This is a genomic window from Acetobacter nitrogenifigens DSM 23921 = NBRC 105050, from assembly GCF_000429165.1.
GTDB lineage: Bacteria > Pseudomonadota > Alphaproteobacteria > Acetobacterales > Acetobacteraceae > Acetobacter > Acetobacter nitrogenifigens.
Genome location: NZ_AUBI01000006.1, coordinates 248,960 through 275,560, shown reverse-complemented (window position 1 = coordinate 275,560; position 26,601 = coordinate 248,960). Strand labels below are relative to the sequence as shown.

The 26,601-nt window shown below is 62.3% G+C and carries 31 protein-coding genes and 1 rRNA gene; 15 read left to right on the top strand and 17 right to left on the bottom strand.

Annotated elements, in window-relative coordinates; genetic code table 11:
* Positions 1–75 (bottom strand): 16S ribosomal RNA (locus G442_RS0111070); the annotation flags it as partial.
* A gap of 541 nt (positions 76–616) precedes the next feature.
* On the opposite strand from G442_RS0111070, the gene G442_RS26450 reads away from it, so the two are divergent.
* Positions 617–748, top strand: coding sequence for a hypothetical protein (locus tag G442_RS26450; protein ID WP_264800640.1), 132 nt, complete (start codon positions 617–619; stop codon positions 746–748).
* A gap of 213 nt (positions 749–961) precedes the next feature.
* On the opposite strand, the gene G442_RS0111060 is transcribed toward G442_RS26450, so the two are convergent.
* The 4 genes from G442_RS0111060 to G442_RS0111040 form a co-directional block, all read right to left on the bottom strand.
* Complete coding sequence (locus tag G442_RS0111060; protein WP_026398044.1) at positions 962–1,945, bottom strand: SDR family NAD(P)-dependent oxidoreductase; 984 nt, start codon at positions 1,943–1,945, stop codon at positions 962–964.
* A gap of 155 nt (positions 1,946–2,100) precedes the next feature.
* Positions 2,101–2,625, bottom strand: a complete 525-nt coding sequence (locus tag G442_RS0111050) for a DUF192 domain-containing protein (protein WP_084440537.1) — start codon at positions 2,623–2,625, stop codon at positions 2,101–2,103.
* A 130-nt stretch (positions 2,626–2,755) separates the two neighbouring features.
* The gene (locus G442_RS0111045) at positions 2,756–3,424 is read right to left on the bottom strand and encodes an MBL fold metallo-hydrolase (protein WP_026398042.1); all 669 of its coding nucleotides are present in this window, start codon (positions 3,422–3,424) and stop codon (positions 2,756–2,758) included.
* 28 nt (positions 3,425–3,452) lie between these two features.
* Positions 3,453–3,863 carry a host attachment protein gene (locus G442_RS0111040; RefSeq protein ID WP_026398041.1) on the bottom strand — a complete coding sequence of 137 codons (411 nt, stop codon included), beginning with the start codon at positions 3,861–3,863 and terminating at the stop codon, positions 3,453–3,455.
* Between the two features lie 170 nt (positions 3,864–4,033).
* On the opposite strand from G442_RS0111040, the gene G442_RS0111030 reads away from it, so the two are divergent.
* The 5 genes from G442_RS0111030 (at position 4,034) to G442_RS21965 (ending at position 8,614) form a co-directional block, all read left to right on the top strand.
* Positions 4,034–5,104 (top strand): XdhC family protein, encoded by a 1,071-nt coding sequence (locus tag G442_RS0111030; RefSeq protein ID WP_026398040.1) that lies wholly within the window; start codon positions 4,034–4,036, stop codon positions 5,102–5,104.
* The gene (locus G442_RS0111025; RefSeq protein WP_051292211.1) at positions 5,101–5,742 is read left to right on the top strand and encodes a nucleotidyltransferase family protein; all 642 of its coding nucleotides are present in this window, start codon (positions 5,101–5,103) and stop codon (positions 5,740–5,742) included. The genes G442_RS0111030 and G442_RS0111025 overlap by 4 nt, the downstream gene beginning before the upstream one ends.
* Before the next feature lie 168 nt (positions 5,743–5,910).
* A complete protein-coding gene (locus G442_RS0111020; RefSeq protein ID WP_026398038.1) occupies positions 5,911–6,261 on the top strand; it encodes a RidA family protein in 351 nt (116 codons plus the stop codon).
* 365 nt (positions 6,262–6,626) lie between these two features.
* Positions 6,627–7,376: a CHAP domain-containing protein gene (locus G442_RS24425; RefSeq protein ID WP_084440535.1), complete on the top strand. Its 750-nt coding sequence runs from the start codon at positions 6,627–6,629 to the stop codon at positions 7,374–7,376.
* Positions 7,377–7,657: 281 nt separating this feature from the next.
* Complete coding sequence (locus tag G442_RS21965; RefSeq protein ID WP_051292210.1) at positions 7,658–8,614, top strand: LysR family transcriptional regulator; 957 nt, start codon at positions 7,658–7,660, stop codon at positions 8,612–8,614.
* Here G442_RS21965 and G442_RS0111005 read toward each other — a convergent pair.
* From G442_RS0111005 to G442_RS0110960, 10 genes are all read right to left on the bottom strand, one after another.
* Positions 8,571–8,933 carry a hypothetical protein gene (locus tag G442_RS0111005; RefSeq protein WP_026398037.1) on the bottom strand — a complete coding sequence of 121 codons (363 nt, stop codon included), beginning with the start codon at positions 8,931–8,933 and terminating at the stop codon, positions 8,571–8,573. The genes G442_RS21965 and G442_RS0111005 overlap by 44 nt on opposite strands.
* A gap of 48 nt (positions 8,934–8,981) precedes the next feature.
* Positions 8,982–9,449, bottom strand: a complete 468-nt coding sequence (locus G442_RS0111000; protein ID WP_026398036.1) for a 23S rRNA (pseudouridine(1915)-N(3))-methyltransferase RlmH — start codon at positions 9,447–9,449, stop codon at positions 8,982–8,984.
* A gap of 65 nt (positions 9,450–9,514) precedes the next feature.
* Positions 9,515–9,982 (bottom strand): ribosome silencing factor, encoded by a 468-nt coding sequence (rsfS, locus tag G442_RS0110995; protein ID WP_026398035.1) that lies wholly within the window; start codon positions 9,980–9,982, stop codon positions 9,515–9,517.
* A gap of 242 nt (positions 9,983–10,224) precedes the next feature.
* Entirely contained in the window at positions 10,225–10,869 is a 645-nt protein-coding gene (locus G442_RS0110990; RefSeq protein WP_246789414.1) for a nicotinate-nucleotide adenylyltransferase, read from the bottom strand.
* 32 nt (positions 10,870–10,901) lie between these two features.
* Complete coding sequence (locus G442_RS0110985) at positions 10,902–12,173, bottom strand: glutamate-5-semialdehyde dehydrogenase (protein WP_035376475.1); 1,272 nt, start codon at positions 12,171–12,173, stop codon at positions 10,902–10,904.
* Positions 12,174–12,264: 91 nt separating this feature from the next.
* Positions 12,265–13,359, bottom strand: a complete 1,095-nt coding sequence (ychF, locus tag G442_RS0110980; protein WP_026398032.1) for a redox-regulated ATPase YchF — start codon at positions 13,357–13,359, stop codon at positions 12,265–12,267.
* On the bottom strand, positions 13,359–14,036 hold the full coding sequence (pth, locus tag G442_RS21960) for an aminoacyl-tRNA hydrolase (protein ID WP_084440546.1): 678 nt from the start codon (positions 14,034–14,036) through the stop codon (positions 13,359–13,361). The genes ychF and pth overlap by 1 nt, the downstream gene beginning before the upstream one ends.
* Positions 14,037–14,215: 179 nt before the next feature.
* Entirely contained in the window at positions 14,216–14,815 is a 600-nt protein-coding gene (locus tag G442_RS0110970) for a 50S ribosomal protein L25/general stress protein Ctc (protein WP_026398031.1), read from the bottom strand.
* A gap of 162 nt (positions 14,816–14,977) precedes the next feature.
* Complete coding sequence (locus G442_RS0110965) at positions 14,978–15,394, bottom strand: hypothetical protein (protein WP_026398030.1); 417 nt, start codon at positions 15,392–15,394, stop codon at positions 14,978–14,980.
* 207 nt (positions 15,395–15,601) lie between these two features.
* Positions 15,602–15,904 carry a hypothetical protein gene (locus G442_RS0110960; RefSeq protein ID WP_051292220.1) on the bottom strand — a complete coding sequence of 101 codons (303 nt, stop codon included), beginning with the start codon at positions 15,902–15,904 and terminating at the stop codon, positions 15,602–15,604.
* Between the two features lie 451 nt (positions 15,905–16,355).
* Here G442_RS0110960 and G442_RS0110955 point away from each other — a divergent pair, with 451 nt between their 5' ends.
* The 9 genes from G442_RS0110955 to G442_RS0110910 all read left to right on the top strand — a co-directional run bounded on the left by G442_RS0110955 (position 16,356) and on the right by G442_RS0110910 (position 25,139).
* Positions 16,356–17,402: a rod shape-determining protein gene (locus G442_RS0110955; RefSeq protein ID WP_026398028.1), complete on the top strand. Its 1,047-nt coding sequence runs from the start codon at positions 16,356–16,358 to the stop codon at positions 17,400–17,402.
* A 47-nt stretch (positions 17,403–17,449) separates the two neighbouring features.
* On the top strand, positions 17,450–17,653 hold the full coding sequence (locus G442_RS0110950) for a hypothetical protein (RefSeq protein ID WP_026398027.1): 204 nt from the start codon (positions 17,450–17,452) through the stop codon (positions 17,651–17,653).
* On the top strand, positions 17,650–18,804 hold the full coding sequence (gene mreC, locus G442_RS21955) for a rod shape-determining protein MreC (RefSeq protein WP_084440532.1): 1,155 nt from the start codon (positions 17,650–17,652) through the stop codon (positions 18,802–18,804). Before G442_RS0110950 ends, mreC begins: the two co-directional genes overlap by 4 nt.
* Before the next feature lie 12 nt (positions 18,805–18,816).
* Entirely contained in the window at positions 18,817–19,383 is a 567-nt protein-coding gene (locus G442_RS0110940; RefSeq protein ID WP_026398026.1) for a hypothetical protein, read from the top strand.
* Positions 19,384–19,441: 58 nt separating this feature from the next.
* Positions 19,442–21,349, top strand: coding sequence for a penicillin-binding protein 2 (gene mrdA, locus G442_RS0110935; protein ID WP_026398025.1), 1,908 nt, complete (start codon positions 19,442–19,444; stop codon positions 21,347–21,349).
* 5 nt (positions 21,350–21,354) lie between these two features.
* Positions 21,355–22,605 (top strand): rod shape-determining protein RodA, encoded by a 1,251-nt coding sequence (rodA, locus tag G442_RS0110930; RefSeq protein ID WP_084440531.1) that lies wholly within the window; start codon positions 21,355–21,357, stop codon positions 22,603–22,605.
* 10 nt (positions 22,606–22,615) lie between these two features.
* Positions 22,616–23,020: a DUF3293 domain-containing protein gene (locus G442_RS0110925; RefSeq protein ID WP_026398023.1), complete on the top strand. Its 405-nt coding sequence runs from the start codon at positions 22,616–22,618 to the stop codon at positions 23,018–23,020.
* A 113-nt stretch (positions 23,021–23,133) separates the two neighbouring features.
* The gene (locus G442_RS0110915; protein ID WP_026398022.1) at positions 23,134–24,726 is read left to right on the top strand and encodes a flavin monoamine oxidase family protein; all 1,593 of its coding nucleotides are present in this window, start codon (positions 23,134–23,136) and stop codon (positions 24,724–24,726) included.
* Positions 24,727–24,728: 2 nt separating this feature from the next.
* Entirely contained in the window at positions 24,729–25,139 is a 411-nt protein-coding gene (locus G442_RS0110910) for a c-type cytochrome (protein WP_035376474.1), read from the top strand.
* A 103-nt stretch (positions 25,140–25,242) separates the two neighbouring features.
* On the opposite strand, the gene G442_RS0110905 is transcribed toward G442_RS0110910, so the two are convergent.
* Together G442_RS0110905 and G442_RS0110900 are read right to left on the bottom strand one after the other, a co-directional pair.
* Complete coding sequence (locus G442_RS0110905; RefSeq protein WP_161628359.1) at positions 25,243–25,953, bottom strand: GIN domain-containing protein; 711 nt, start codon at positions 25,951–25,953, stop codon at positions 25,243–25,245.
* 62 nt (positions 25,954–26,015) lie between these two features.
* Positions 26,016–26,600: a DUF1700 domain-containing protein gene (locus G442_RS0110900; protein WP_026398019.1), complete on the bottom strand. Its 585-nt coding sequence runs from the start codon at positions 26,598–26,600 to the stop codon at positions 26,016–26,018.
* Position 26,601 lies beyond the last annotated feature (1 nt).

Genomic DNA, 26,601 nt, shown 5'->3' with positions numbered 1-26,601 from the left:
AAACCTCCGTGCGACTTGCATGTGTTAAGCATGCCGCCAGCGTTCGCTCTGAGCCAGGATCAAACTCTCAGGTTCATCACGTCAGAGCCAAAGCCCCAACATAACAAACAAAGCCAAGTCCTAGCCAAATTCCTATCATTGACAGGAACATGTACTCATCGAAACATCTGTATAAAACGCGTCTGTCAAAAGATACGCTAAACAAACGTCCAATCAGTCAGACTTAACCTAAAGTCCAACCAACCAACCCCCCAGATCAAAAAGCCCGAAAGCCCCCTAACCCAAGAAGAAACGCCGTCAGCATATCCCTCTCTATTCCATATTCTCTTGTCAAAGACCGCTTGAGGCGCTTCCGTTTTCAAGGCCGCGCCGTTTGGTGAGGCGGTTTCTACGTATTTCGGATGAGGCTGTCAACGCGTCGATTTCAAATCAAGAAATCGGCTGACGACTGCGGAAAAACCAAACACGAATCGCAAAACGCCCGATTCTGCCGACGCAAAATTCTCTCCCCGACGAAAGAATTTCGCCCCGAGCGCCATGGACTCCCATTTATGTAAAACGAGCTCGCAAGCGCTGCTGACGCCACTGGGCGAAAACCATCTGGCGGATCGCCGTGATGCCCGGCGTCGCAAGCGCTTCAGCGCAAGCCGAAGCGCCGGTTCGGAAGAAGAAAGCTTATGCAATGGGATCGGGCGCAGCGTGGCTGCTCGGCCATGAATCCCAACGCCCCACTCATCCGGCAGGATAAGAAAATCGATTTTGGAGATCCCCGTCGATTCGTCCCCAAAGCAATGAAATCAGAGTCGGGGGCTGGCCAATGAAGGCGCTCTATGCGGGCAAACAGGAGCTGACGGAAACGATTCGGCGCCCTCGCCGCGTCACACTGACCGCGAACGCTCGATCATCCAGCCTACAAACTCGACGACTACGATCAGAAATTGAGGAAGGCCGGTCTAATCTCTCACCCGTGTCGGGCGGTTTCGCGATACTCGACGAACCATGTCGCGAAACGTCGGATTCCATCCGCCAGATCGGTCTTGGGCTCCCAACCGACAATGTCCCGTATCTTGTCGATCGACGCCCAAGTCGATTCCACGTCGGCCGCCGGTCGGTCCATGACCTGAATATTCGTCTTCCGCCCGAGGGCGTCTTCAAGCAGACCGACCATAGTCCGGACCGCCGTCGGCCGGCTGTTGCCTACATTCAGCAGCCGCGCAGCGCATCCGTCCGGCGGCGCATCCAGAACGGCGAGCACGGCTTCGACCACATCGTCGATATAAGTGAAATCACGCGCCAGGGCCGAACCATCGTAAAGGGTTAAACTCTCGCCCCGCATGATCGCCTCGGCGAACTTGAAATACGCCATATCCGGACGCCCCCACGGCCCATAGACCGTGAAGAACCGCAGACCGGTCTGCGGTATGCCATACAGATATTGATAACAGTCCGAAGCCAGTTCGCCTGCCCGCTTCGTGGCGGCGTAGAACGACCCCGGATGGTCCACCCTGTCGCTCTCTCGGAATGGCATAGCCTCGTTCCGACCGTAGACGGAAGACGAAGACGCGTAGACGAAATGCCGCAGCTTCGGGAGGCGGCGCGCAAACTCCAGCAGCGTCACATGCCCAAGGATATTGGCTTTCACGAAGGCGAACGGATCCTCCATCGAGTACCGCACGCCAGCCTGCGCAGCCAGATGAAGGATTTCCGTAATTTCCTCCGGATTCCCAAGCACATCAGAGGAAAACGTCTCCTGCTCGGCGATGTCGCATTGGCAGAACGTGAAACCGTCATGTTCGGTCAGGCGGGCAAGGCGACGGCGTTTCAACTGCGGGTCGTAGTAGTCGTTGAGGTTATCGACCCCGACCACGCGCGCGCCCCGTGCAAGCAACGCCTTACAAACATGAGCGCCAATGAAGCCGGCGGCGCCGGTCACCAGAATCGTCACAAAAGAACCTCGCCCTTCCGCCGCCGGTCAATCGCCGCCACGTCAGCCGAGGCGTTTGGCTTTGACCGCCCGCGCACGCAAGCGCAACCTGCAAACGCCAACGCGGCGGCAAACCGCCAGGTCTCAGTGGGCAGAGCGCGAAACCTCATGATACCTTACGATTTCCCGCCAAGTGCAGCCGCCTCGATACGGTCGCCGACGGAAATACCCTCCTTGGCGGTCACGCCGCCCTGAAGCTCAAGCGTAGCGACGACCGGGCCATGGCTGCTGATATGCGCAAGACTTCTGGGCACAGCGTTCTCGGCGATCGCCTGAATGCGGTGATCCGCGCCGATGAACACGATGTCCAGAGACGCCAGCGTATTCTCCATCCACATGTCGCTCTGCTGCGGATACGGCCAGACGAACAACATGCCACGATCAGCAGGCACGGTCGGGCGGAACATTTCGCCCACCTGCTGCTGACGCGGCGTTTTCGCCAGTTCAACCGAGAACACGTGCTGTCCGTTTGCCGAGACGACCGTCAGCGGCTGACGAGGCAGCTCCGGCTGAGCCTCAGTAGGTTCGCCAGCGTCTGCGGCGTGCCCCGAGACCGCCAATCCCGATAACGCCAGCGCCCCAATGAGCACGGCCGCCCCCCGGAAGGGCGAGAAAAACAGGGGCTGACGAAGATGGGACATTATGACACGCGTCCTGATTCTGCCGGAAACTCGGCGTAAGGCCAGATATTAGGAAACCAGACATATCCTGACATAAGGCGTGTAGGGAAGGCGTGACCAGAAAGGCCACGCCAGACCGGCGCTGAATGATTCACTGAAGAAACGGGTTTTCCGCACGCTCGGCCCTGACGGTCGTCGGCGCGCCGTGTCCCGGCAGCACCAGAACGTCGTCGCCCAACGGCAGAATTTTCGTCCGCACGCCCTGCACCAGCGTCGGGCCGTCGCCATACGGAAAATCCGTGCGCCCGATCGTGCCCCTGAAGAGCGTGTCGCCCGCAAAAAGCACGCGATCCTGCGGCTCAAAGAACACCACGTGTCCTGGCGTATGTCCGGGCACGTGCAGCACTTCGTAGGTCCGTCCCAAAAGCGGCAAGACATCGCCGTCCTGCGTGTACCGGTCGGGCGCCACGCTGATCATGCCGGACAACCCGAAGCGCGCGGCGTTCTCTTCAATGCTGGACAAAAGGAACTCATCCCGCTTGTCCGGTCCTATGACCGGAACAGGGGCGCCCTGCCGTTTCGTCAACGCATCCCGAAGCGCTTGCGCACCGCCGGCATGGTCAAGATGCCCATGCGTCAACAATATCGCCTCGACCGTCAGATCATGCGCAGCGACCCGCTCGAGAATGACGTCCTCGTCTCCGCCGGGATCGATCACGAGCGCGCGCCGGGTCTCCCCGTTCCAGACCAGCGAGCAGTTCTGTCGCAACGGCGTCACAGGAATGACCTCGACATCAAGTCTACGCTTCGGATCGCTCATGAATACTCCCCTGGTCGACGCCTGCGGTTCAGGCCGATTTCCAGCCGGTTTCCGGGATATCGAAGTGCGAAGCAAGCTGGCTCTGCGGAATGTTGACCAGATCCTTGACCAGCGTCTTCAGGATCTTCGCCTGAGCTGGCTTTGAAAGATGCTCCCTGATCTCATGCAACGCCTCCGCTGGCGCCGCGAGCACAAAACCGTCCAGGGCCCCGCCATACGCCGCCAGCGTGTTGAGGCGGTCCGCCACGACGCGGGCGAACGCGTCCTTCGCCCTGTCTGCAGGCGACGCGCCAGGCGGCGTTACGCCGGGGGTTCCAGCCGCCTTTTGCGCGTCAAGCGTCTCGATCGCCGAGAACGCCCCGTCCTTGTGCCGCAGCAGCTTCGCCTTCGCGCCATCCGCAACGATATAAACGACCTCTCCGTCAAAACTGTTCGTCATGATCACGGTCCTTCATCACAACGCGCCACAAGCGACGCGCGCCGCCCCCGCATATCGGGGCATGCGGATAGGAAACCCAATCGTGTAGCGCGACAACCCCAGCGAAACGCGCGGGCGGCGCCGCAAATCCAACGGTGTGCGGACCGTGCATCGGCTGATACAGTCATCTGATGCCCAATCCTTCGACAGACTCCTGGCCCAACGATCCCCTGCTCCACGCCCTGCAGTGGACGCAAAACGGCCACCCTGCCGCCGTCGCCACGGTCATCGGCACATGGGGAAGCTCGCCCCGACCGGTCGGCAGCGTCATGACCATATGCGGCGACGGGCGCGTCGAAGGCTCGGTCAGCGGCGGTTGCGTCGAGGCGGACGTGATCTCGCGCGCCCAGGAGATCATGAGTGGAGCCCCTCCGACCGTACTTACATACGGCGTGTCCAACGAAACCGCGTGGGGCGTGGGGTTGGCGTGCGGCGGACGTCTGGACGTGTTCGTCCAGGCCATCGGCGGGGTGGATGGCGAGGAGAAAGGCGCCTTTCCTGCCGCCGACCTCAAGGCGATCGCCGCGGCGCTGCGCGACAGGCGGCCGGTGCGCCTCGCCCGCAGACTCGACGGCGCGCATCAGGCGCTCGTCGACGGGCCGAACCCGAACAGCCTGCCCGACGACATCCTGCGCGCCCTGACCGAGCCGCCGCGTTCAGGTTGCGCCCGCGTCACGGACGGCGCGGATGCGGAATGGTTCTTACAGACCATCGCGCCGCCGCCGAGGTTGCTGATCATCGGCGCCGTGCACATCGCACAAGCCCTCGCCCCGATGGCCCGGCTGGCAGGCTTCACGGCGGCCATCATCGACCCGCGCACCGGGCTTGCGACGCCTGAACGCTTTCCCGGCCAGACTTTGCTCACCGACTGGCCAGACGACGCTCTCGACAATGCGCATATCGACCCCACGACGGCGGTCGTCACACTCACGCACGACGCCAAACTCGACGATCCGGCGCTGGCGCGGGCGCTGGTCAGTCCAGCTTTCTATGTCGGGGCTCTGGGCTCGCGAGCGACTCAGTCCTCACGGCTGAAACGTCTCGCAGAGATCGGCGTGCCTGACGACGCCCTGAACCGCTTGCGCGGTCCTGTGGGCCTGGCGATCGGCGCAATCGGCGCGGAAGAGATCGCCCTGTCGATCATGGCGGACATCGTCGCGACCCGCCGAGGGGCGCGCCTTAGTCTGGAACCCGGCTGGTGATTGCGCCGGAGGGACGGATCGTCGCCGCCATTCTCGCAGCTGGACGATCCTCCCGAACGGGCAGCCAACACAAGCTTCTGGCGCAAGACGCTCTCGGGCGCGCCATGATCAGCCGGACAGTGGAACAGGTCGTCGCCAGCAATGCCGACGCCGTCCGTCTTTTCGTCGCCACGGACGGAGATTCTGTCGTCGCATCCGCGCTTTCGGGCCTGCGTCCACATCCGGCGCAATTTTCCATCGGAACAGTGCCAGACGCAGCGGAAGGCATGGCTGCGTCCGTACGGGCCAGCGTCGCATTCGCGCACGATCAGGGCGCCGCCGGACTGTTGATCTGTCTGGGAGACATGCCTCTCGTTCAATCCGAACTCATGGACGCCCTGATAACCGCCTTCCGTCGTTCCAGAGCGGACGCCATCGTCCCCGTCCACGAGGGACGGCGCGGCAATCCGACGCTCTGGGCCTCCAGTCAATTCGACACATTGTCCAGGCTGGAAGGCGATACGGGAGGACGCGCCATTCTCGACGCTCTGGCGGCGGATTCCGATAGCCGCAGACTGTTTAGAATTGTTGGCGACGCCTCGGTTCTGACGGATTTCGATACCTCGGAACGGCTCACAACCTTTGCCCGACTGACATGATCTGCGCGCCAGCATCACCGACGGATATGGTTCGACCTTTTACGGGACGGGCGATGAATCGTAACGAACAGCCCGAACGTTAACGATTGACCTGACCGCGCCAGACCGGAATGTAAGCAGGGTCCGGCCGACGCCCCGCGTCAGGACGGGAATTTATCGGAGTCCGACATGAGCAAAATTATCCGCACCGAACCCAACGCCATTCTATCGAAGGCGGTCGAGTATCACGGCTTCATCTATACGCAGGGCGTCGTCGCCCGTGACCTTTCACAGGACGCTACGGCTCAGACCAAAGACATCCTCGATCAGCTCGACGCGATCCTCGAAGAGCACGGTACGGACAAGACCCGCATCCTGCAGGCTCAGATCTGGCTGAAGGACATCGCTGACCGCGAAGCCCTCAACGGCGTCTGGAGCGCGTGGCTTCCGGAAGGCGGCGCCCCGGCCCGCGCATGCGTGCAGGCGGTTCTGGCGGATCCCCGCATGCTGGTCGAAATCATGCTGACCACAACGAAGTAAGAAACGCTGCCGTCGCGTCGCCCTGCGCGGCAACGCGACGGTTATCAGCCTGCGTTAACATGGCCGTTTGCCCGACCTGCGCCTTTGCAACCTGCCGGGCACATAATTGTGGCCTGCGCGCCACAATTCATCATACGGCCTGACGCCCGACGCGACTCCCCACACCAATCGCTGCAATTCCGTAAATAGCCGGGAAACATTGATTTTTATTGTTTATTTAGGAATTTAATCCTAATTTCTACGTACAAACATACGTTAAACGAACAAAATCATCTTCCTGTGTTTTTGCGCCGCCGTGTGACCTTGTCAGGTCAGCATTGCAATTGCTACGGAGAACAGCACGGAAGAAAGCGGGGCGTTTGAGTATGCGAATGGGTTGCTTGGGTCTGTCTCGTCTCCGCATGGCCGCCCTTTCGTTTTTCGTCACCTGCTTCGGACTGGCCGATGGAGCGCACGCTCATGTCCGCCACCCGGTCTCCCATGGTTATCATCACGTAAGACTGGCCGCCACGCACTATCATGGCGGTCGGCATTACTACGGTGGCAGTCATGTCATTCAGTGCGTCGCTTTCGCGCGCTCCGCCTCCGACGTCGATCTTTCGGGCAACGCCCGCGACTGGTGGTATAACGCCGAAGGCCGCTACGCTCGCGGATCAGCGCCTGAACCCGGAAGCGTTCTGAATTTCCGTCCGATTCGCCGTATGCCCCTCGGTCATGTCGCCGTCGTCACGGGTGTAACAAACAGCCGCGTCATCACCATTGACCAGTCCCACTGGGGCCAGAGCGGCGTCAGCCGTAACGTCACCGTCGTCGACGTGTCGCCCGATAATGATTGGTCGGCGGTCCGGGTTGCACTGAATGGCCGCGAGGGGACTTTCGGCTCCATCTACCCGACCTATGGTTTCATCTATGCGCGCGGCGAGAACGAAGCCCCCAGCGCACCGCACATGATGACCGCGAGCGCCGAACCCGCGCAGCTCCCTGCGGGAACCGCTGTCGAGCAGTATGCGGAAGCGACCGACACAACGGGCACGATCGAGGAGGGCTACGTCTCCCGACACGCAACGCATTCTACGCGTCGGCGCGCCCACTACACGCGGCGCGCTCATCACTGACGTTTCCGCCAGTCACACTGCGACTGACCGGGCGCGCTTCTCTGCGGAGAGCGCGTTTTTTTATAAGCTCTCGCTCCTCGCTACCGAGCAAACGTCTCCGTTTTGTTTTACGATCATCTCAACGCGTCGTCGCCGCCTGACGCCAGGCATTCAAAGTTTCTTCCGCCCTTCAAACGCAGAAATTTGAACCAACACAGACTCCCGGCAAGGTAACCTGTTGAAGCCCTTACCCGGCTGAGGCGTGGTCGGAACGCAGGAAATCTCACATCCAGGACCTACCGATGGAACTACGCCATCTCCGGTATTTCGTCGCGGTTGCGGACCACGGCAGCTTCACCCGCGCCGCCGCAACCTTGCGCATGGAACAGCCGCCTCTCAGCCAACAGATTCGACAGTTCGAGAACGAACTCGGCGTCACCCTGTTTCAACGCCTGACAAGGGGCGTCAAACTCACCGATATCGGCGCCGCTTTGCTACCGCAGGCGCGCGCCGTGCTGGATCTTCAGGGCGATTTTCTTGCGGCGGCGCGCGGACTGGCGCGTGGCGATCGAGGGCAGTTGCGCGTCGGACTCGCCGGAGCCGTGCCATTACTGCCGCTCATTCCGCTGACCATCCGCCGCTTTCGCGAAGCATGGCCGGAGGCGGACGTCTCCTTCGAGGAGAGCAACACCCCCGCCCTGTCAGAGGCGCTGCATGAACGACGCGTCGACGTCGCGATCGTCCGGCCGCCTGTGCCCAATGACGCGCAACTGGCCGTCTATCCGCTCTTTGACGAGCCGACCGTCGTCGCTCTGCCAAGCGGCCATGCTCATGCAGCCGACGGCGCCGTCGGGCTGTCCATGATCGCGTCCGAACCGCTGATCATCTTCCCTCGCGAACTGGGGCCCGGTTTTCACGACGCAATTCTTGCTGCATGCCAGCAGGCGGGATTCACGCCGCGCCTCGGCCAGCAGGCGCCGCAGATCGCAGCGACCGTGCCGCTGGTGGCCGCCGGGCTGGGCGTGTCCGTCGTGCCCGCGTCGCTGTCGCAGATTCACGCGGGCGGCGTGACGTTTCATCCCATCAAGGAGCCCGCCCCCAAGGCGACGCTCGCGATCGCGGTGCTACGCGGACAACATGCGCCGCTCGTCAGCCGTTTCGTCTCCGCGTTGCGTGAGGCGAGCGCAGAATGGGCAGAGCGTCAGGACGAAAACGTCACGCGCTCCAAAACGGCGACAAAAACAACAGAATCCCTGTGAAACCGATCCACGCCGCCACACCCACAGCCATACACATGACCGTCTTCCGACTATAATTTCGGAACGTCATGACCACGCCGACAATGACAAGCAGGCTTAACACCGGCAGGGCCGTCACCAGAACTTCGATCCCGGCCAAAATTGGAATGGCGCTATCCGGCGGATTGTCCCACAGAAAAATGCTGCCAAAGAACAAGGGAAACGACGCCAGAAGTCCGATAACCCCGAACGCCATCAACACGACGAGCCCCACGATGGCGGCGGGCGAGGGACGACAGGGCGCAAGACGCGCGGAACGTCGCGTTTCGGGAGGGAACAAACGGTCGAGGCGCCGTCAATCTGCGCCAGACCGATCGCAAATCGGGCTTCACGCCCTGCGTCCGGGGCGCCCGGCCCTGTGATAGGGATGCCCCGCCGCGATGGCGCGCGCGCGATATAACTGCTCGGTCAGCATGATCCGGACCAGCATATGTGGCCACGTGAAGCGGCCGAAAGACAACAGCGCATCCGCCCGCGCTACGACAGGCGCGTCGAGTCCCTCAGCCCCTCCGATAAGAAAACAGAGAGGACGGCCTAGCTGCAGCCATCCCGACAGCATATCCGAGAACGCTTCGCTGTCCGGCGTCTTGCCATCCTGATCCAGCGCAACGACGAACGCGCGGTCAGGCAACGCAGCAAGCAGCGCCTCGCCCTCACGCCGCTTGATTTCGCCCGGTGAGCCCTTCCCGTCAGGTAGCTCGACAATATCAAGCGCCGGCGCCAGGCGCTTCAGGTATCGCTCCATGAGCGCCCTGTCGGCCGCGTCTTTCATGCGCCCGATAGCGATAAGCCGCATCAAACTTTCCCCGCCACGCCATCGCCGCTGCGCGCTCTTCGTCGCGCGCGATGGCCGGCCCTCGCTTACAGCGTGGTGACGGCGCCGTCGTCCTGATCGTCCAGTTCCGCGCCCCACATGCGTTCAAGGCCGTAAAGCTCCCGCGCCTCAGCCTTGAAGAGATGAATAACGATATCGCCCGCGTCGATCAGCACCCAGTCGGAACCGTTCGCGCCCTCGACGAGAATGCGCTTCAGCCCCGCCTCAGTCAGCTTGCGGTCGATATGCTGGGACATCGCGCTGATCTGACGGTCCGCAAGGCCGGTTGCGATCACCATACGATCGGCGAACGACGCGCGACCAGTCAGGTCGATGACCACGATATCCTCGCCCTTGTCGTCGTCGATACTGTCGACAATGACCTTCAGGTACCGCTCAAGATCTTCGACGGGCGCGTGCGGTCGCTTCTTGGCATCCTTGCGCGGACCGGCTGCGGCCGCCTTCTTTCGGGGCGAGCCCGGCGCTTTGACTGCTTCCGCAAGGCGCGGGTCCACCGCCTTCGCACTCGCTTTGGGCGCTCCCGTCTTTGCGGCGGGCTTTGCTGCAGTACGGCGTTTCGGCTCCGTATCAGCGGGAGGCTTCCTGGCGATGACCGTATCTCCTGTCGGGCGGCGGCCCGTTTAAGGGCGTCTCTGGTAAGGCGTGAAACCGAAAAACGTCCACTGCAAGCAGCCTGCTCGCCGCTCCGACTCGTCCTGATCGCAGAATCTGCAGTCGGGGCGGGGCGGAGCGACGACTAGACCGACGCTCGCGATCGTCTCAGATCTGTTGCCGATATACCGTTTTGCTGGCCGGGAAGAAAAGCCCAGACTGGCGGGGTTTTTTCAGCCAGCGCCCTCACCTGCCCAGAGGGCAGCCGATATCGGGCCAGAACAGAGGCGGTTCGCCCGCGCAACGCCGCCACATTGCTGTGCGGACGCGGCGCCACGGCGATGGGAACGCTGCGCACGAACTCCCGCCACCGGCTCCAGCGGGGAAGCTCCGCAAACACGTCGGCGCCCATAAGCCAGACGAAACGCACATGCGGAAACCGGATGCGAAGACGCCTGACGGTATCGAGCGCGTAGCGCGTTCCCAATCCGGCTTCGATGGCTGTGGCGACGATCGCAGGCGAGTCGGCCAACGCCTGCGCCGAGGCGAGACGTTCGGCCAGCGGCGCCATACCACGTGTCGGTTTCAGAGGATTGCCCGGCGACACCATGAGCCAGACCTGATCAAGTCCAAGGACGCGGATCGCGCGATGCGCGATTTGCGCGTGCCCTTCATGGGCCGGGTTAAACGAGCCGCCCAGCAGGCCGACGCGTAGGCGCCGCCCGTCGCCCCAGCGCGGCAGTTGATCAACAGAAAACGCCGATGGACTCGAGGCGCTGTCGCCACCCACCCCCACGCCAGCGCCGTTTACGAGCCGGTCCGTCAGGAGCGGACCTGACCAGTACCGATGACCTCGTATTTATAGGTCATCAACTGCTCCAGCCCGACCGGGCCGCGCGCATGAACTCGTCCAGTCGCGATGCCGATCTCGGCGCCGAAACCGAATTCGCCGCCGTCGCAGAACTGGGTGGAGGCGTTCCACATCACCACGGCGCTGTCGACGCCACTCATGAACCGCATGGCGGCGGCCTCATCAGCCGTTACGATGGATTCCGTATGTGCGCTCCCGTAGTGGGCGATGTGATCCAACGCCGCGTCGACCCCGTCGACCACAGCTACGGACAGGATCGCTCCCAGCCATTCGGTGGCGAAATCCGCCTCGGACGCCGCAGGCAGCGTAGGCACGATCTCCCGCGCGCGGGCGTCAGCACGGAAATCGCACCCGAGCGTCGACAGATCTTCGACAATCTGCGGCAACAGCGACGGCGCGATGGCTGCGTCGATCAGGAGCGTCTCGGTTGAGCCGCAGATCCCGGTGCGACGCATCTTGGCGTTGGCGACAATCTTGCGCGCCATCTGCGATTCAGCGCCGGAGTGAATGTAGGTGTGGCAAAGACCTTCAGCATGCGCGAGCACCGGCACGCGGGCTTCGTTCTGCACACGTTCAACGAGAGACTTGCCGCCACGCGGGATCAACAGGTCAATCAGACCCGCCGCGCTCATCATGTCGGCGACATGGCGACGGTCCGCGCTGGGCGCGACCTGCACCGCCGCTTCCGGCAATCCGGCAGCGCGCAGCCCCTCGATCATGGCGGCATGAATCGCCTCGGCGCTGTAAAAACTCTCTGAACCGCCACGCAGAATAATGGAGTTGCCCGATTTGATTGCGAGCCCTGCCGCGTCGGCGCCGACATTCGGACGGCTTTCATAAATGACGCCAATTACCCCGACGGGCGTCGCTACCCGACGAATCTTGAGGCCGTTGGGTCGCGTCCACTCGGCCAGCACGCGCCCGAGAGGGTCAGGCAGATCCGCCATGTCCTCCAGCCCGCGCGCCATCGCCTCGATGCGCTCTTCGGTAAGGGTCAGACGATCACGAAAAGACTCCGTGCCGGAATACGTCTCCAGATCCCGGGCATTGGCTGCAAGGATTTCGTCCTTGCGCTCGCGCAGCGCTGCGGAGGCAGCCCACAACGCCTTGTCGCGCACGGAAGTTGGGCTTTGCGCCAGGTCCCGGGCCGCGCGCCGCGCTTCGCGGGCCATCGCCGCGATCGCATTCGTTTCGCTGGTCTCCGCCTTCATGCTGGCGCTCATCCCGGTAATCCCACCCTTCCCTGACTTTCGGCGCACGCCGCGCCCGCATCTTCAATGCGCGCCCTTTAAAGAGGGCGCATTCGACAAACTCTCAAACGTTGAAGCGGAACAGCAGCACGTCTCCGTCCTGCACCACATAGTCGCGGCCTTCGATACGCATCTTGCCCGCTTCTTTCGCCCCTGCCTCGCCGTTGTATTTCACATAGTCGTCATAGGCCACTGTCTCGCACGCAATGAAGCCGCGCTCGAAATCGTTGTGGATGACGGCGGCGGCCTGCGGCGCCTTCGTGCCCGCTGTGATCGTCCAGGCTCTCGTTTCCTTGGGGCCGACCGTAAAATACGTGCGAAGGCCGAGCAGGCCGTAGCCGGCCGCGATCACGCGATCGAGCCCGCTATCGCTCAGGCCGAGGCCGTCGAGAAACTCCTTGCGGTCCTCCTCTCCAAGCTGGCTGACCTCAGACTCGATGGCGGCGGAGACGATCACGCACGCGGCGCCCTCGGCCGCCGCACGTGCCTGCACCGCAGCGGAAAACGCGTTGCCCGTCGCGGCGGACGCTTCCTCGACGTTGCAGACATAGAGCACAGGCTTGGTGGTCATCAGTTGCAGCCGTGACGCAGCAGCCTCCTGCCCCACCGGGATCGCCGTGCGCGCCGGACGGCCCTCGCGCAAGACTTCGATCATCGGCTCCATCAGCGCGACCTGCGCCTGCGCCTCCCGATCATTGCCGCGCGCCTTCTTCTGCAGGGCGACAATGCGTTTCTCCAGCGAGTCGAGATCCGCCAGCATCAGTTCCGTTTCGATGATCTCTGCGTCACGAACCGGATCGACTCCGCCTTCGACGTGGGTAACGTCGTCGTCCACGAAACAGCGCAGGACATGAATGATGGCGTCGACTTCACGAATATTGGCAAGGAACTGGTTGCCCAGACCTTCGCCACGCGATGCGCCGCGCACGAGGCCCGCAATGTCGACGAATTCAAGGCTGGTCGGCAGGATTTTCTGCGACTTGCCGATCTTCGCCAACGCGTCCAGACGCGGGTCCGGCACAGCCACGCGGCCGACGTTGGGTTCGATCGTGCAAAACGGGTAATTCGCCGCCTGAGCCGACGCCGTCGCCGTCAAGGCGTTGAAAAGCGTGGACTTGCCGACATTGGGCAGCCCGACGATACCGCAGTTGAAGCCCATCAGTCCCTCATTCCTGTCTTGCGCGCCTGGTCCTGCCCCGGCTCCGCCCTGCCCCGATTCATCGGGCCTTGTTTCGTTTTACCGGACTCCACCGGATCGTCCGCCTTGCCGCCAGTCAGCAACGCGACCTTCGTCATGAACTGCTCCGGCTCGCCCCCCGCCAGAAGCGGCGCGGCGCCCGCCACAGCGTCCAGAAGCGTCGCGAGCGCAGGCTGCTCGGCTTTCGCGAAATCGCCAAGCACCCAGCCGTGCACGCGCTCCTTGGAGCCGGGGTGACCGATTCCAAGGCGCACGCGCCAGTAATCGGGCGCGCCAAGCTGCCGGTCGGTCGAGCGCAGGCCATTATGCCCAGCCGCGCCGCCGCCACGCTTCACACGCACCTTGCCCGGCGCGAGATCGAGTTCGTCATGAAAAACGGATATCGCCTCGGGGGCGATTTTATAGAACGTGGCGGCTTCCCGCACGCTGTCGCCGGATGCGTTCATATAGGTCATCGGCTTGAGCAACAGCACCTTGGCGTTGCCTACGCGCCCTTCCGCGACCTCGCCGCGAAACCGCTTCCGCCACGGGGAAAACCCGAATCGCGAGGCGATCTCGTCGACGGCCATGAAGCCGATGTTATGGCGTTGGCGGCTCATGGACGGTTCGGGATTGCCGAGGCCTACCCAGAGCTGAATCGCCGGCAGCATGTTTTTTGTCCCGAAACCGGAGGCGGCTCGCCGCCCGAGGTTCGCGGGCCTCCTTGGAGCGAAGCACGATCGACCTTAGTAGCGCGACCACGCACAAGCGCTCTTGCAACAACAACCTGAAGCAGTTGCGACTGGCGATCCAGTCGCAACACGCCTCAGATCTTGGCTCAGGCCTCGGCGGCCGCAGACTCTTCAGCGTCAACCGTCGGCGCAGCGACGGTCGCGATGACGAAGTTCGGCAGCTGCAGGACCGGCGTGACGCCTTCCGTACCCTGCAGATCGTCCCAACGCACGTTGTCGTGGATGTCCAGCGCCGAGATGTCGACGGTGAACGCCTCCGGGATGTTCTCCGGGTCAGCGTAGACTTCGACCGTGTGACGCACGACGTTCAGAACGCCGCCGCGCTTCACGCCCGGAGCCTTGTCTTCGCCCGTGATGTGCACGACCACTTCGACATGCACCTTCTCGCCAGCGGCGAGGCGCTGGAAGTCGACGTGCTGCGGCGCGTCGGTGACCGGGTGGAACTGGATGTCGCGCATCAAACCGCGCTCCGTCACGTCCCCTGCCTTGATCTCATACAGACGCGAACGCCAGCCGGCCTTGTTCAGCTCACGCATGATAATGCGCGGATCGATGGCGATAAGGGTCGCCTCTTTCTTCGCGCCGTACACAACGGCGGGCACCAGCCCGGCGCGCCTCGTCGCGCGCGCTGCCCCCTTACCAGCCTTCGCGCGCGCCGAAGCCTCGATTGTCGTCAATTTAGCCACTTTAAGCTCCCGAATACGATAACACGCCAGCCTCCAGGGGTGCCAGCGCGAGGCGGGTCGTTTAGCGGAAAAGCCGTTCGGAAGCAATCATGACGTGACGCAGCCTCCCGCGCCGCCGGTTCCCCTGAACTTTCGACTGACGTCAACGAATTTTAAGGAGCGTCAGTATCCGCCGCCGTACCCCTGGTAGCCGGATGGATAGCCAGCATTAGAATATCCTTGCGGGTAACCGTATCCTCCGTAACCCTGAGGATAGCCGCCCTGTTGCTGAGGATATGAGCCATATTGCTGATTGGGCTGGTAATAGCCCGGTTGAGACTGTGGGTAGCCGCGATAGCCAGAAGCGCGTGCAGGCGTCGTCAACGCGCCCGTTCCAGCGCCAAGAACGCCGCCAGCCAGAGCCCCTATCGCAGCGCCCCGCCCGCCACCAGCCAGAGCCCCGATCGCGGCTCCCGCGCCGCCGCCGAGCAACCCGCCGCCCAAGGCCCGCTGTCCGGGATTGTAAGGATCGGTGCAGCCAGCAAGCAACGTGATCAGCCCGATCCCCCCAATCAGCGATGCATTATGCAGTAACTTCATGATCAATCACCTGAATGAGATCGAGAAAAGCGTCCGGCCGCCCTATCGTCCGAAAAGCAGCGACCGATCGCTCCGGAACCACGAACCGCATCTCTCATAAGTCGATAGACGGAGCCGCCAGTCTGCTCGACTCCACCAAAACCCGCATCGGATCAAGCCTGATCGGGCGCGAGGAAGGAGCCGAGCCTACCTTAACAGGATGTGGGATCAGTACCCGTTTCGGTAGTTCGAGTTCGGTCGGCTCGGCGTCGTCGCAGCGCCGCCAGCCGCGCCCACGGCGCCACCAGCCAGCGCGCCAATAGCAGCCCCACGGCCGCCGCCCGCGATCGCACCGATCGCAGCCCCGCCGCCGGCTCCAATAAGCGCGCCGGATCCTGCACGAGCGCCCGGATCATACGGATCGCCGCAACCCGCCAGGAGCGCGGTGGAGACCAGGCCGACCGCGAGCAGCGGGCGCGCGCGGCGCGCAAATTTCGATCCGGATGACGTTTCTGTTTTGTTCGTAATCATCATGTAATCTCTCTTTTTATTTAGAACTGACCCCGCCACTTCGATGGCCGCGAAAGAACCTCGAAGGTCGGCGCCATTACGGAGCTATGTATCCGGCAAGCATTGAAACGGTTTTCGAAGTCCACGGTTCTCTGATGGCGACGTCACGACGCCACGAATGCTGTCCGGCCACCCAACTCCGGCTCCGGCGAGAAGAATCACCCTCGATCCGCGCCGCCTCAAGGCGGGCTGATGGCCGAAATGTGGCGGGCGCTCACGAATTATCTCTCCTGCGCGCGATTCTGTTCTTAGGCCCTTGCGGCCCGGAGGCTGCGTCGCTAAGCCCTCGGACCATCCCTGCGGAACGGAACGAATGATCAATCGCTGCGTCCGGCAGGGCCATGCGATCGAAACGCGCTGTTTTTGCGCGCCCTAAATCTTGCGCGCTCGTCACGCTGGCCAGGAGTTGTGAATGTTCTCTCGCCTGCTGGGTCTCATGTCCGCCGACATGGCCATCGACCTCGGCACCGCCAACACCCTGGTTTATGTCAAGGGGCGCGGCATCGTGCTTAACGAGCCCTCGGTCGTCGCCATAGCGGAGTCGCGCGGCAAGAAACAGGTACTCGCGGTCGGTGAGGAAGCGAAGCTGATGGTCGGGCGTACGCCGGGCAACATCACCGCCATTCGGCCAATGCGCGACGGCGTCATCGCAGACTTCGAAGTCGCCGAGGAAATGATCAAGCATTTCATTCGGCGCGTTCACAATCGCCGCGCTTTCGCGAGCCCGCAGGTCATCATCTGCGTGCCCTCGGGATCGACAGCCGTCGAACGACGCGCGATTCAGGAGAGCGCCGAGAGCGCCGGCGCCCGTCGGGTTTTCCTTATCGAGGAGCCGATGGCTGCAGCTATCGGCGCCGGCCTTCCGGTTACGGAACCGTCCGGCAGCATGATTGTCGACATCGGCGGCGGCACGACCGAAGTCGCCGTGATTTCTCTTGGCGGCATTGTCTATGCACGTTCGGTCCGCGTCGGCGGCGACAAGATGGACGACGCCATTATCTCTTATATCCGCCGCAGCCATAACCTGCTGATCGGCGAGAGCTCGGCCGAGCGGATCAAGATCAGCCTGGGCTCTGCGATGATGCCCGACGACCCGAACGACCCCGGCCCGTGGCAGCACGTCAAGGGGCGCGACCTGATCAACGGCGTCCCGAGAGAAGTCATCGTCTCGCAGGCGCAGATCGCTGAAAGTCTTGCAGAGCCTGTTTCCCAGATCGTCGACGCAGTCAACACGGCGCTTGAGAACACGCCGCCGGAACTGGCGGCGGACATCGTCGACAAGGGCATAGTGCTGACCGGCGGCGGCGCCCTGCTTTATCGCCTCGACGAGGTTTTGCGACTGTCGACCGGACTGCCCGTTACTGTCGGAGAGGACGCCCTGTCCTGCGTCGCTTTGGGAACCGGACGCGCTCTGGAAGAGATGAAGCGACTGCGCGACGTTCTGACGACGATGTATTAACGAAAAATAGTCATGCATCCTCGGCGTCTACCTGTCAGTATGACGTCATGCTTCGCCGTTTCGACAAAGTCGACATGAGCGCGAATACAGGGAGGCTGCATGAAATCTTCACCCTCAGGCGTGAGGACGATGCAATGAGGCTGGGCTGGCGCCCTGGGACGATGGAGACGATGCTGAACCTCCTCCGCCTGATCTCCGAAACAGCGCTCACCGCCTGCAATCTCTGGGCCGATGAGCGTCCGGCGCCATGATTCCGGTCTCCATTCAGGCTCGTCAGGCGCTCGACAAGCTTCTCCTGCCGTTCATGCTGCTTATTGCGGTTGCGGTCATCTTGCTGGGTCAGGCGGACCGCAGCCTTACGCACACGGCTCGCATGCTGGTCGCAGACATGCTGTCGCCGATCTGGTCGCTGGTCGCTGAACCCGGGGAGCGGGTCGCGGCGGCAGTCTCTGAAGTGCGTGGCATCAGCCATCTGGCGGAGGAAAACGCCAGTCTGCGCGCAGAGAACGAGACTCTCCGGGGGTGGTATGACGTTGCTGTCTCGCTAACCCAGGAAAATCAGACGCTGAAGAACAACCTGCGCTGGATGCCCGAACCGGTCCCTTCCTTCGTGACCGGTCGCGTTATCGCTGACGCAGGCGGGCTGTATTCTCATGCCGTACTGATTGGCGCGGGGCCTCAGAACGGCGTGCATGTCGGCAACGTAGCGCTCGCAGCGGACGGATTTGCGGGACGCGTCACCGAAACCGGCCAACGTTCGGCGCGCATTCTGCTGATCAACGACCTGTCGAGTCGCATTCCCGTCACGCTGGAAGCCAGCCACGGCTCCGCTATAATGACGGGGGACAACTCTTCATCGCCACGATTGATGTATTACGCTCAGGACAACCACCCGATTGAAGGCGAGCGAGTCGTCACAAGCGGTCAGGCCAATCTGCTGCCCGCAGGCCTGCCCATTGGCGTCGTTCACTATGCCCGGCCGGGTCAACCGGTGGTCACGCCTTATGCGCGGCTGGATCACCTCAGCATCCTGCGTGTTTTCGACTTCGAAGTGGCCTCTATCGACGCACCCGACGCACCCGGAAGGGTGCCGCTCGCCCCATTGCATGCTGGAGCCGGTCCGAACGGCGCCCTCCCCGGTACGGGCGCCCGTGATGGCGAGGCAGGCGACGGGACCACATTGAGCGGGGCCACCCTTGGCGGCGTCATTGGCATTCGGCCGCATGAGCGAGATGAAAAATCGACCCCGCAGGATAGCGACGACACGACGCCCGCACGACGGGAAGTGAATCCGGGAGTGCAGGCTCCGGGCGCGCCAGCTGCAGATCCATCTCTTTCGGGCCGCAAGAGGGTGCAAAACCCGATTCCGGCGTATCCGCCGCCATTTACGGAACGCGGATGAGGGATCGCTGCGATGGCCTCCGACCCCCCTCAGCAGCGCCAGCAAGGGTTGCGCGCGCGCCCCTCTCTTGCGCTACGCCTCGACAGATTCGCCGCGCGGATGGCTCCCGGCGGCGTCACGGCACTCCTGATCGCGCTGCTCTCCGCACCTACCGGCTTGCCGGGCGCAACTGCGCTTCTGCCTGGCGTCGTCATGTCGCTGGTGTTTTTCTGGTCGGTCTGGCGGCCCGACGCGATGCCCGCGCCCATGGTCCTGCTGCTCGGCCTGTTCATGGACCTTATCGGCTTCGCGCCTCCGGGAGTGAACGCGTTCGTGCTGTTGTTGCTGCACGGAGTCGCAGCGCATCTTCGCTTCGGACTGATGCGCCTCAGCTTTCTCGTGATCTGGCTGGTGTTCGCGGTGCTGGCCGCGCTCGCCTGTGGTCTGGACTGGCTCCTGGTCTCGACGCTGTCGCTCCAGCCAATGCCTTCCGCACCCGCAATCTTCGAGACCATGCTCGCCGTCGGCGTCTATCCCCCGTTGTCGGCGTTAAGTTCGCGCGCGCATCGGCTATTGTCGCATCCGGATCCGCACGCATGACAACTGGCGATGACACAGTTCCTCGCCCCGAGATCCACGCGGCAGGGAGGCGCGCCATATGAAGTTGCGCCGCCGCAAGGAACCGAAGCGCCTCATGCCGATCCGCGACCTGAAGGATCCGGGCAGCGGCGTCTTCACGCGCCGCGCGCTTCTGCTCATGGCTGCGCAGACCGCAGCCCTCGGCGTGCTCGGGCGCAGGCTCTATGACCTGCAGATCCGCGACGGCGACCATTTCGCGAAGCTGGCCGACAACAACCGCATCAGTAAACGACTGCTGGCCCCGCCGCGCGGGCTGATCGTTGATCGTTATGGCGTCGCGATCGCCGCCAACAAGACCAATTGGCGCGCCCTGCTGCTGCCGGAAGAAACTACGGACGTGCAGGGCACGATCGATCGGTTCTCGACCCTTGTGCCGCTCGACGAGCGGGATCGCGCGCGCGTCGCGCGCGAAATGCGTCACAAGCGCAAATTTGTGCCGGTCATGCTGCGAGACTTCCTGTCGTGGGACGACATGGCGCGGATCGAACTGAATTCGCCGGGGTTGCCGGGCGTGCTGATCGACGTCGGCACCACCCGGTTCTATCCGTACGGCTCTCTGCTCGCGCACACCGTCGGCTACGTGGCGCCGCCCAATGAACAGGATGTCGCGAAATCCGCCCTGCTGGCGCTTCCCGGCATGCGCATGGGGCGAGCGGGCGTCGAGCAGAGTCAGGACGACCTCCTGCGCGGCGAATCCGGGTCGGTGCAAATGGAAGTCAACGCCGTCGGGCGCGTGATGGCTGAGCTCGACCGCGTCGAAGGCACGCCGGGCGATCAGATTTCCCTGTCGCTCGACGTCGGGCTGCAGCGGGCGGTTCTGGGGCGCATTGGCGACCAGGTCGCGTCCGCCGTGGTCATGGACTGCCGCAACGGCGAAGTCGTGGCGATGGTCAGCAACCCGTCTTTTGATCCTTCCCTGTTTGACAGCGGCGTCAGCCGCACACAGTGGGCGGAATGGACCAGCAATGAACGTACGCCCCTGATCAACAAGGCCGTGGCGGGCGTCTACCCACCCGGGTCGACGTTCAAACCGGCAGTGGCCATGGCGGCGCTCAGCTCCGGGGCCATCAGTGCGACTGACCGCTTTTTCTGCCCGGGCCATTTCGACATGGGCGGCGCGCGATTCCATTGCTGGGCAAAATACGGCCACGGATCGCTCGACCTGCATCAGGCGTTGAAATTCTCTTGCGACGTTTATTTCTATGAAGTCGCGCACCGCATCGGCATGGAAAAAATAGCCGAGTCCGCGCACGCGTTTGGCCTGGGCACGGAACTGGGCATCGAATTGCCGCACCAGCGCGAAGGGCTTATCCCGACGCCCGAATGGCGTAGACGTCACGGCCATCACTGGAACGGCGGCGACACAGTCGTGAGCGGAATCGGACAAGGCTTTGTGCAGGTCACGCCGCTACAACTTGCCACGTATACCTCGCGCATCGCCACCGGGCGCGCTGTCGAACCGCATCTCGTCCGAGCGGTGAACGGGTCTGTGGGCGCGAAAGCGGAGCCGACGAATTGGCCCGCACTCGACATGGATCCCAAATTTCTCGACGCCCTGCGCGGCGGCATGTTCGCCGTTGTGAACGAGCCGCATGGCACGGCGCCCAAGGCGCGGCTGGACATTCCGGGCGTGCAGATGGCGGGCAAGACCGGCTCGGCGCAGGTGCGGCGCGTCTCTCGGGCGCTTCGCGAAAGCGGCCACTTCAATTCGGCGAGTCTGCCCTGGGAGTACCGGCCGCACGCCCTTTTCATCTGCTTCGCGCCCTTTGACGCGCCCCGCTATGCGGTGTCGGTGGTGATCGAACACGGGAACGCGGGCGCAGACGCAGCCGCTCCGCTCGCGCGCGACATCATGACCGACGCGCTGACCCGTGATCCGGTCAACCACCGCATACCACCCGGCCAGACAGTCGCGGACGCGGAGTAACGACGATGGTGTTGCCGGTGAAGCCCACAAGCGGGCTCGCCAACCGTTCGGGCGCTGCAGCGCGCGGCGTGCTGGCGGGCCTCGATCCGCGCAAGAGCGGCGGCAAGTTCCGTAAACGCCTGCTGCGCGCCGAGCCCAGCTTCCGCATCCTGTCGAAGCTGTGGAGCGTCAGCTGGCTCTATGTCCTTCTGATCTGCGTTCTCGCAGGCGTAGGCTACGTATCGCTTTATTCCGCCGGAGGCGGTTCGGCACGGCCGTTCGCCGGTCCCCAGGCCATGCGGTTCGGCTTCGGGCTGGTGTTGATGATCACGGTCGCCATGATGCCGCCCCGGTTTCTGGTGCGGATAGCCGTGCCGCTTTACATCGTCGCCATCGGGCTGCTGGTGGCGGTTTTGCGGATGGGGCATGTCGGCAAGGGTGCCGAACGCTGGATCATGCTGGGCGGAATGCAGGTCCAGCCTTCGGAATATGCGAAGGTGGCGCTCGTTCTGATGTTGGCGACGTGGTTTCACCGGATTTCCTACGCCCGAATGGGCAACCCGCTCTGGCTGATCCCGCCGGCCTTCATGGTGCTGTTGCCTGTCGGGCTGGTTCTGAAGGAGCCGAATCTCGGCACCGGCGTGATCATCGGCGGAGTCGGTGCCGCCATGTTCTTCGCAGCGGGCATGCGGTTGTGGCAGATCGCGCTGCTCATTCTGCCGACGCCCGTGCTGCTGAAGATCGCGTACGCGCATCTTCACGACTACCAGAAGGCCCGCATCACCACCTTCATGCATCCGGAAAGCGACCCACTCGGCGCTGGATACAACATCATCCAGTCCAAGATCGCGCTGGGCTCCGGCGGGATGTGGGGACAGGGCTACATGCGGGGCACGCAGGGTCAGCTCAACTTCCTGCCCGAGAAGCAGACCGACTTCATCTTCACGATGATCGCCGAAGAATGGGGCTACGTCGGCGGGATCGCGGTGATCGGCCTGCTTCTTCTGCTGATCCTCGGCGGCATGATCATGGCGATCCGCAGCCGGAACCGCTTCGGACGCCTTCTGGCGCTGGGAATTTCAGTCAATTTCTTCCTCTACTGCCTCGTCAATCTTTCGATGGTGATGGGGGCCATCCCGGTAGGCGGCGTGCCTTTGCCTCTCATCTCCTACGGCGGTTCAGCCATGCTCGACGTCATGCTCGGGTTTGGCTTGCTGATGTCGGTGTGGGTGCATCGTAATTCGCGCTTCGGCGAAGAACGCGACGAGCAGGAGTAGGAAACGCGCCATGTCTGGCGTGCGTCCGATTACCCCCGCACTCCTGCGTTCCTACCGCCTGAGCGTTTATTCGGCAGGTGGCGTCAGCGTCCGGGTGGGGCGCATCGCGCGCCGGAGCATGATCGAGGGCACGAACGCGGCGATCCTGCTCAGCGCATGCAATCCCGGCGGGCGTCGACGCCCTGATCGCTGGAATCTACGAATGATGACGCGGTTAGCGGAACGCCTGCGTCGAACGCCGTCAGCAACAGGCGAAGGCCGTCTGGGAGAATGGTCTGAGCCGCTCTTCGCTGTAGCCTCTCCTCTGGCTCGTGGGGTGCGGCTCGCGCGAATGTTTCGACAGAATGCGGTGGTTCTGGTCCAAACGGGGCGAAAGACGCAGCTCGTTTTGCTGGCGCCCACGTCAAACGCCTGACGCCCGAGTCAGGCAAGAGCGATCACAATGTATCGTCGCCAGATATTGTATCGTCAGGATAATTTATTAAACTGGTTCCGATTTCGAAATAGATATTCGACGCAGGCCATCCCATGTCTTTTCCCTCCCGGCGCGCTCCGACGCGCCGCCAGATTCTGACCTCCATCGGCGTGACCGCGGGAGCCGCCGCCCTTTATCACGCCATGACCGCTCTCGGGCACGCCGAAGAATCCCGGTTTGAGAAACCCCTGGCGCTCTCGCCCGCAAAAAAAAGAAGCCGCGTCGTCGTTCTTGGAGCGGGCCTCGCGGGGCTGGTCGCGGCATACGAACTTGGCAAGGCGGGATACGACGTCACCGTGCTTGAGTATCAAAACCGCATCGGCGGCCGTAACTGGACGCTTCGCAACGGCGACACCTACACCGAGCTGGGCGGCGCTTCCCAGAAAGTGTCTTTCAGCAATAACAATTACTTCAACCCCGGACCGTGGCGCATTCCCCACCACCACAGAGCCCTACTGCACTATTGCCGAGAATTCGGCGTTCCTCTGGAGCCGTTTGTTCAGTTCAACACCAACACCTGGCTGCATAGCAGCGACGCCTTTGACGGCAAGCCGCAACGCTTCAAAGCCGCCTCGCTCGATCTGATCGGCAATGTCTCGGAACTTCTCGCCAAAGCCACAAACGAGGGGGCGCTCGATCACAAGGTTTCGCACGAGGATCGGGAAAGACTTATCGAGGCGTTGCGGGGATGGGGCGTGCTTGACGAGACGCTGTCTTATCGCAAAAGCGTCCACACTTCCGCACATCGCGGTTATGACCGGCCACCCGGCGGCGGCGTCAGCGGCGCGCCTGTTCCGTCAGATCTTTTGCCGTTCACGGACGTTCTCGATCCCACTGTCTGGCGATCGATGAGCTTTTTCACACAGTATGAAATGCAGCCGACCATGTTTCAGCCCGTCGGCGGGATGGATGCCATCAGCCGCGCATTCGCAAGGCATGTCGGCGACAAGGTCGTTCTCAATAGAAAAATTACGCAAATTTCTCAGAGCGACGCAGGGGTCGCCGTTACGAGCGTGAATACGAACACGCAGGAGACAACAACGACGAGGGCGGACTGGTGCGTTTGCGCCCTGCCGCTGCCGGTCCTCTCGCAAATCGACATTCAGGTGGCTCCCGCGAAGAAAGCAGCCATTCAGGCCGTGCCCTACGCTTCTCACTGCAAGATCGGTCTGGAATTCAAGAGACGCTTCTGGGAGGAAGACGAGAATATATACGGCGGCATCAGTTTCACGGATCAGGAGATTTCCCTGATCTCATATCCGAATGACCGCATGTTTTCTTCCGGGCCTGCCGTTCTTCTCGGAGCGTTCTCCATGGGCATGGCGGGATACGACATCGCAGGCATAACGCCGGACCAAAGGCTGGAACTGGCGCTGTCGCAGGGCGAGAAAATTCATCCTCAGTACAGGAAAGAATTTCTCGGCGGCGTCTCCGTCGCGTGGAGTCGCGTTCCGTGGATCATTGGATGTCGCGCGCGGTGGAGTGAAGCAGACCGGGCTGCGCATTACGCGAACCTTGTCTCCATGGATGGGAAAATTGTTCTGGCAGGCGATCACGCATCATATCTGGCCGGATGGCAGGAAGGCGCCTTGTTGTCATCGCTCGACGCCATTGAGCGACTTCACAAGCACGCACAGGGGATTTGAAGATGCGTTTGTGGATTCCGTCCCTTGTCGTCCTGAGCGCAATTGCCACGACAACGGCCTTTGCCGACTCTCCCGGCGGCGCCGGCGGGCAGGCGCCGCCAGCGCATTCCGGCGCCGAAATTTACCGTCATGTTTGCCAAGCCTGTCACATGGCTGACGGAAAGGGAGGAACAGGATCTGCGACCGTACCGGCTCTTTACGCCAACCTGCATTTGGCGAGCCTGCCGTGGACCCTCATCACCGTCCTGAATGGGCGCGGCGGCATGCCGTGGTTCAACGGTCAATTGACGCCAGGCGAAATAGCCTCCGTCGTGAATTACGTACGGACAAATTTCGGCAATCAATATCGCGACAAGGCTACGCCTGAACAGGTGAAACAAATGGCCGGCCCGATCCGGGTTGACGACCACTGACGCTCACCGAACGCGTTTCAACGAAAATTACCTGCGGGAAAAATCCTCGCGAGCGGTGGAATGACATCGTCGCGAGCATCCTGCTGCGGTCTTCATAACAATTTTATAGAGAAACTTTATCTTCATCGCCCTTGCCATCGCCTGAAGCGGCTGCTCCGCCCATCACGCTGACTGAACCGACGCCGCTAATTTGTTTGTTGAGGGTCTGTGGCTGGGCGGTCAGGCTCACGGAACCTGCGCCGCTGATAGAAACGTTCACCACTCCGGTTGGGCCCGCCTTCACCGAACCAGCCCCGCTCACTGACACGTCCATATTGTCGACGATCATCTGCGTAAATTTCGCTGACCCAGCCCCCGATAACTTCAGAGTTAAGTCCGCAACCTTTCCGGTTCCGGTCAAACTTCCCGCGCCATTCATCTCCACCTCCAGTTCTTTTTGCTGATAATCGCGGAAGTTCACGGAACCAAAACCGTTCATTACGACATGGGTCAAAGCGGGCGCCGTCACGGTTACACGCAGGCGAGACGCACGGCGCCCGAACGGCCAGGATATGTTTCTCCCTTCCATCTTAAGAATGTCTCCATCCATAGAAAGGCTGTCGACCAGACTTTTTGATCCGGCGGCAACAACGCTGGGCGTGTCTCCTTGCGTGACGATAATCTCGCCAGGAAAATCGAAGGACAAGAAAGGGCCGCCTTTCCATGGAAAAGTCTTTGTTTCCACTGGACCATGCGCGTTGTCGCCCGACGCGTCGGCGAAATTGAGTTCAAGTGGGCCGCGCAAATCAGCAACGCCGAAACACAGCGCCGACAATGCGGCCGCGGAAGCGATGACTATGACCAGACCTCGAACCATGACAGAGGTTCCCCTTAATCTCAGATTTCGGAAGGAGCGGCGATTGTGCGGTAATGCGCGCGTCCGTAACTGACGAGCATATTCATGGCCACAATCGAAACAAGAAGCCCGAACGCGCACAGAGCGACGCCGGCGCAAAGCATGCCGAGCCCGATCAAAACGCCCTGAAGCCAGTCGGCGTTCATGAATGCGCCGATGCCCATGAGCCCCAAAGGCGTCAGGATCGCTCCGACAATGCTGAACGTCACGCCGACGACGATCACCACGAAAAGAAAAATTCCAACGATGAACAGCAAGGGCAGAACAAGGAAGACATCGACCGCCAACAGGCCGATCATGCCGAACACAGCGCGCATGGCGGCGTAGAACGTGCGTTCGTCCCTCCAACGCCGGACGCCGTCCTCGGCCCGGATTTCACGGGCAAGACGCGACGGGTCGCCCAGACCTTGCGCTATGTCTTCTTCGGAACGCCCATTAGCGACGCCCGCATCGAAATGCGCAGCATATTCATTGATCGTTTCCTCAATGACCGGACGTGGCATGCCTTTCAGGCCCGCCCGCATCCGACCGAGAAACGACTCCCTTACAAATCTGTTTTCGTTCATG

Bases quoted from the DNA above. Each gene is read 5' to 3' on its own strand.
- G442_RS21965 (WP_051292210.1), top strand. From the start codon at position 7,658: ATGGAACTACGCCATCTCCGGTATTTCGTCGCGGTTGCGGACCACGGC.
- ychF (WP_026398032.1), bottom strand. From the start codon at position 13,359: ATGGGCTTCAACTGCGGTATCGTCGGGCTGCCCAATGTCGGCAAGTCC.
- G442_RS24425 (WP_084440535.1), top strand. From the start codon at position 6,627: ATGCGAATGGGTTGCTTGGGTCTGTCTCGTCTCCGCATGGCCGCCCTT.
- G442_RS0111045 (WP_026398042.1), bottom strand. From the start codon at position 3,424: ATGAGCGATCCGAAGCGTAGACTTGATGTCGAGGTCATTCCTGTGACG.
- mrdA (WP_026398025.1), top strand. From the start codon at position 19,442: ATGAAGTTGCGCCGCCGCAAGGAACCGAAGCGCCTCATGCCGATCCGC.
- G442_RS0111020 (WP_026398038.1), top strand. From the start codon at position 5,911: ATGAGCAAAATTATCCGCACCGAACCCAACGCCATTCTATCGAAGGCG.
- G442_RS0110940 (WP_026398026.1), top strand. From the start codon at position 18,817: ATGGCCTCCGACCCCCCTCAGCAGCGCCAGCAAGGGTTGCGCGCGCGC.
- G442_RS0110960 (WP_051292220.1), bottom strand. From the start codon at position 15,904: ATGATTACGAACAAAACAGAAACGTCATCCGGATCGAAATTTGCGCGC.
- rodA (WP_084440531.1), top strand. From the start codon at position 21,355: ATGGTGTTGCCGGTGAAGCCCACAAGCGGGCTCGCCAACCGTTCGGGC.
- G442_RS0110955 (WP_026398028.1), top strand. From the start codon at position 16,356: ATGTTCTCTCGCCTGCTGGGTCTCATGTCCGCCGACATGGCCATCGAC.
- G442_RS0110900 (WP_026398019.1), bottom strand. From the start codon at position 26,600: ATGAACGAAAACAGATTTGTAAGGGAGTCGTTTCTCGGTCGGATGCGG.
- G442_RS0110910 (WP_035376474.1), top strand. From the start codon at position 24,729: ATGCGTTTGTGGATTCCGTCCCTTGTCGTCCTGAGCGCAATTGCCACG.
- G442_RS0111050 (WP_084440537.1), bottom strand. From the start codon at position 2,625: ATGTCCCATCTTCGTCAGCCCCTGTTTTTCTCGCCCTTCCGGGGGGCG.
- G442_RS0110950 (WP_026398027.1), top strand. From the start codon at position 17,450: ATGCTTCGCCGTTTCGACAAAGTCGACATGAGCGCGAATACAGGGAGG.
- G442_RS0110985 (WP_035376475.1), bottom strand. From the start codon at position 12,173: ATGAGCGCCAGCATGAAGGCGGAGACCAGCGAAACGAATGCGATCGCG.
- G442_RS0110925 (WP_026398023.1), top strand. From the start codon at position 22,616: ATGTCTGGCGTGCGTCCGATTACCCCCGCACTCCTGCGTTCCTACCGC.
- G442_RS0110965 (WP_026398030.1), bottom strand. From the start codon at position 15,394: ATGAAGTTACTGCATAATGCATCGCTGATTGGGGGGATCGGGCTGATC.
- G442_RS0111030 (WP_026398040.1), top strand. From the start codon at position 4,034: ATGCCCAATCCTTCGACAGACTCCTGGCCCAACGATCCCCTGCTCCAC.
- G442_RS26450 (WP_264800640.1), top strand. From the start codon at position 617: ATGCCCGGCGTCGCAAGCGCTTCAGCGCAAGCCGAAGCGCCGGTTCGG.
- mreC (WP_084440532.1), top strand. From the start codon at position 17,650: ATGATTCCGGTCTCCATTCAGGCTCGTCAGGCGCTCGACAAGCTTCTC.
- G442_RS0111000 (WP_026398036.1), bottom strand. From the start codon at position 9,449: ATGCGGCTTATCGCTATCGGGCGCATGAAAGACGCGGCCGACAGGGCG.
- G442_RS0110915 (WP_026398022.1), top strand. From the start codon at position 23,134: ATGTCTTTTCCCTCCCGGCGCGCTCCGACGCGCCGCCAGATTCTGACC.
- G442_RS0111040 (WP_026398041.1), bottom strand. From the start codon at position 3,863: ATGACGAACAGTTTTGACGGAGAGGTCGTTTATATCGTTGCGGATGGC.